This is a genomic window from Mycobacterium sp., assembly GCF_049585075.1.
In the GTDB taxonomy this organism is placed as follows: Bacteria; Actinomycetota; Actinomycetes; order Mycobacteriales; family Mycobacteriaceae; genus Mycobacterium.
The window spans coordinates 1-3,907 of the sequence record NZ_JBAUZA010000300.1 but is presented as its reverse complement, the minus strand read 5'-3'; the positions used below and the strand labels follow the sequence as shown (position 1 = coordinate 3,907).

At 66.1% G+C, this 3,907-nt stretch carries 5 protein-coding genes; 1 reads left to right on the top strand and 4 read right to left on the bottom strand.

Going from position 1 to position 3,907, the window contains the following annotated elements; genetic code table 11:
* The 4 genes from tatB to sigE form a co-directional block, all read right to left on the bottom strand.
* The coding region (tatB, locus tag WB785_RS14540; protein ID WP_424080035.1) for a Sec-independent protein translocase protein TatB at window positions 1-309 on the bottom strand (309 nt) is incomplete at its 3' end.
* Entirely contained in the window at window positions 310-1,806 is a 1,497-nt protein-coding gene (locus WB785_RS14535) for a S1C family serine protease (RefSeq protein ID WP_424080034.1), read from the bottom strand.
* An 87-nt stretch (window positions 1,807-1,893) separates the two neighbouring features.
* The gene (gene rseA / locus WB785_RS14530) at window positions 1,894-2,313 is read right to left on the bottom strand and encodes an anti-sigma E factor RseA (protein ID WP_424080036.1); all 420 of its coding nucleotides are present in this window, start codon (window positions 2,311-2,313) and stop codon (window positions 1,894-1,896) included.
* A gap of 106 nt (window positions 2,314-2,419) precedes the next feature.
* Window positions 2,420-3,205 (bottom strand): RNA polymerase sigma factor SigE, encoded by a 786-nt coding sequence (gene sigE / locus WB785_RS14525; RefSeq protein WP_424080033.1) that lies wholly within the window; start codon window positions 3,203-3,205, stop codon window positions 2,420-2,422.
* A 211-nt stretch (window positions 3,206-3,416) separates the two neighbouring features.
* Here sigE and WB785_RS14520 point away from each other — a divergent pair.
* On the top strand, window positions 3,417-3,907 hold a 491-nt coding region (locus WB785_RS14520; protein WP_424080032.1), incomplete at its 3' end, for an O-methyltransferase.

The following is a 3,907-nucleotide window of genomic DNA, read 5'->3' as shown; positions in this document are numbered from 1 at the left end:
GCTCTGCGCTGGCTCGTCGAACTTCCCGGTGAACAGCGAGTCGTCGCCGTCGAATAGGTGCTTGGTCAGCGCTGCGCGGGGCGTCAGGCCGCGCAGCTTCTGTAGCTCGCTGAGCGGCTCGCGAAGATCGTCGAATTCTGGCCCGATGTCCTCGCGCAGCTGGTTCGTCATCCCGCTGAGGTAGTCGCGGGCCTGGCGCAGCGCCGTGGTGGTCCACCGGATCGCGCCGGGAAGCCGCTCCGGGCCCAAAACCACTAGCCCGACCACCACGAGCACCAGCATTTCCCCCCAACCGACGTTGGCGAACATCTAGCTGGTGTCCGGGCCCGGCGTCACCGTCAGCGTGACGTGCCGGCCATCGCGGACCACCTCGATGGGGGCTGGCTGCCCGACCGTCAACTGGCGTACGGCGACGACGAATTCTTCGGCGTCGGCCACGCCGCGGTTGCCCACTTTGACCACCACGTCGTTTTCCAGGATTCCGCCCTTTTCCGCAGGGCCGCCGGCCTTCACGTTCGCGACCTGTGCACCCTGCGCGATCGCGTTGCTCACCGAGCGGGTGCTCAAACCGAGCGTCGGGTGCACGATCTTGCCGTCCTTGATCAACGTCTGGGCAACCAATTTCGCCTCGTTGATCGGTATCGCGAAGCCCAGCCCGCTGGCGCTGTCGGACAGCGACTTACCCGCAGTGTCGATGCCGATGACCTGAGAATCCATGTTGATCAGCGGTCCACCGGAGTTGCCGTGGTTGATCGAGGCGTCGGTCTGGACCGCGTCGATGACCGTGTCGGTGTCCGAGCCCTCCCCCGACAGCGGGATGGGGCGGTGCAGTGCGCTGATGATGCCGTGCGTGACCGTGCTGCGCAGACCCAGCGGCGCACCCGCGGCAAGGACTTCGTCGCCGACGCGCACCTTGTCGGAGTCACCGAGCCGGGCAACCGACAGGTGGTCGACATTGTCGACCTTGAGGACGGCCAGGTCGGTCTTGGGGTCGCGGCCGACCAAGTTGGCGGGCACTTCCTTGCCGTCGTTGAACACGACGGTGGTCTTGAACTGGCTTGGGTTGTTGGCCGCTTCGGAGATGACGTGATTGTTGGTGACGATGTAGCCGCGGCCGTCCACCACGAAACCGGATCCCTGCATACCTTCTTGATCGCTGACCGACTGGATCGTGACCACCGAATCAGCCACTGCGGCTGCGACTTTGGTGAATCGGCCGGCCGGCGATTCGCTGTTGCCGTTGGTTGCCAACGTCACCTTGGACGTGGTGAACGCCTCGACGACCTCTGCCGTCTTGCGTCCGACCACACCACCGATCAAGCCGATCACCAACGCGAGCACGGCCAGCACGAGCAGCGCCAGGTAGGACACCCGCCCCCCGAACAGCACATCGCGCACTCCCAGCCGACCGCGTTCGCCGCCGACTGCGAGTGGGCCCGATGGCGTTACCGCCGGCTCGCCCAGTGCGGCGGCCGCGCCCGGGTCGCGCCAAGGGTCGTCTTGTTGATCTGCCTGGTCTTTGTCGCCGTCGAGCGCGCCCGCATCGGTGGGGTGCCGCTGCAACGACTCCGCTCCGGGAAACGGACGACCGAAGGCCTCCGAAAGCACCGGATCGGCCGGTTCATCGTGCGGGGTGAACTCGCCGGCGTCGCGATACTTCGGCGGACGTACCCTTTCGGCGACGAACGAGCCCTGCAGGCCGTCGGGACGGCTGAAGGCCTGGCGCGACGCAGCATCGACGGGCGGCCGGGAAATGGGGCGCGGCGCCAGCCGGGGGGCGCCGTTCTTTTCTTCGTCGGAGCTCACGTCATCCTCTTCCGAACGCTTTAAGAAGCGCGCGCTATGCGCACGAGCACGGCGCGGCGCACCGGCTTGGCCAACTTGACACCCACCCTACCGAGGCTCGCGCCGCTCAGGCGGCGTGCCTTCACTTCGCTCCGCGCGGGGATCCCTCCACCGGCTCCTGCCCGCCTGGCCCGCGTCGTCGTCGGGCGAGCAGTCCGGAATCTGCGACAGCAATCCCAGCAGCGTGCTGGGGATCCTGATCGGCTGGGAATCGCGCAGCGCGGCGCGAGCCCGGCGGTGACCTTCCACTTCTGCGGCGCAATCAGGGCACAGGGAAATATGATGCGCCGCCCGCAGGTGTGCGTTCATCCGCAGCTCACCGTCGACAAACGCGGCGATGGCCTCCGTCGAAAGATGCTCGGTAGATCCGAATTGCCGCGGAGCTCCCACCGGCGCGTCGCTTTGCGAGGCGAATTGGGTCGGGAGCCAGGAGAACGCTCGGCGGAACACATGTCCCCGCTCGACCATCACCAGCCCCTCTCCGTATCAGCGTTCGGTCTACGCGCGCTACCTCGAATGTAGCGCGCTACCCGATACGGAACAGCAATGAACAGCGGATCAGGCGGCGTGTGTCTTACTCGGAGAGCTCCGGAACGGCACCGGCCGTGGAAGGGTTGGCATGAGTAGCTCCCTCGGAGTGCGCGGCGAGATAGTCCCGCAGCGCCTGTCGACCCCGGTGAATGCGGCTACGCACGGTGCCGAGCTTCACCCCCAGGGTGGCCCCGATCTCCTCGTAGGACAGTCCTTCGATGTCACACAGCACGACGGCGGCACGAAACTCGGGCGGCAGGGAATCCAACGCCGCTTGCAGGTCGGGCCCCAGCCGCGACTCGTGATAGATCTGCTCCGGGTTGGGCTCGTCGGCGGGCACCCGATCGTAATCGTCGGGCAGCGCCTCCATCCGGACACGGCCGCGCCGGCGGACCATGTCGAGAAACAGGTTGGTCGTAATGCGGTGCAGCCAGCCCTCAAAAGTCCCCGGCTGGTAGTTCTGTACCGACCGGAAGACCCGGATGAAGGTCTCCTGGGTCAGGTCCTCGGCGTCGTGCTGATTGCCGGAAAGTCGATAAGCCAATCGGTACACCCGGTCGGCGTGCTGACGGACCAGCTCGTCCCAGGACGGCATGGTGGTCTTGTCCCCGGTCGCGTCGAATACCGCAGTGCCGTAAGGCTCCTCGTCGGTCTCGACCCAGTCGGCGTCCCGATACTGCTCGGGATGCGACATGCTCGCAGGGCTCATCAGTGTGGTGATGGGTAGGTCCTCCGGATTCAGACTGCCGTCAAGGTTAGGCAATACGTCACCGACGGCAACGCGGAGACGCCGAGATGTATTCCCGGACCATCGGCCTCCGCGCTCCATGGGAGATACCGTTGCCTATCGGCGTATGTGCGGTATGTGATCCCACTGAGCTTTGACTGTGAATGGGCGCCTGCACCCCGTTGCGCAGGCCGTATGCATCAAATTGTGACCTTGATCGGCCGCGAGGTTTGGGTGTGTCGCGGCGCGGCCAAGACGTTAGCACCGGGCGCGCCTGATCGCACGCGGCATCGGATGGATTTACGCTGCGGGCATGGCCACCACCGACCGCACCCCAGGGCAGTCGGCTCCGTCGAGTCGGGCCGAATCGCTCTCCGCGCATGCCGAGGGGTCGATCTCTGAAGACGCGGTTCTGTTGGCCGCCCGCGAGCGCGCGGTCGACATCGGCGCCGGCGCGGTGACTCCCGCGGTGGGAGCCCTGCTCAGTCTGCTGGCCAAGCTCAGTGGCGGCAAAACCGTTGTCGAGGTGGGTACGGGTGCCGGAGTCAGCAGTTTGTGGTTGTTGTCGGGGATGAGCGACGACGGCGTGTTGACCACGATCGACATTGAGCCCGAACACCAACTGATCGCCAAGCAGGCGTTTTCCGACGCCGGTATCGGGCCATCGCGGACTCGGCTGATCAGCGGCCGGGCCCAGGAGGTGCTGACCCGGCTGGCCGATGCGTCCTATGACCTGGTCTTCATCGACGCTGACCCGCTTGACCAGCCGGAATATGTGGTCGAGGGCGTGCGACTGCTGCGCTC

Coding starts and splice junctions, on each gene's coding strand:
- rseA (WP_424080036.1), bottom strand. CDS start 2,313: ATGGTCGAGCGGGGACATGTGTTCCGCCGAGCGTTCTCCTGGCTCCCG.
- sigE (WP_424080033.1), bottom strand. CDS start 3,205: ATGGAGCGCGGAGGCCGATGGTCCGGGAATACATCTCGGCGTCTCCGC.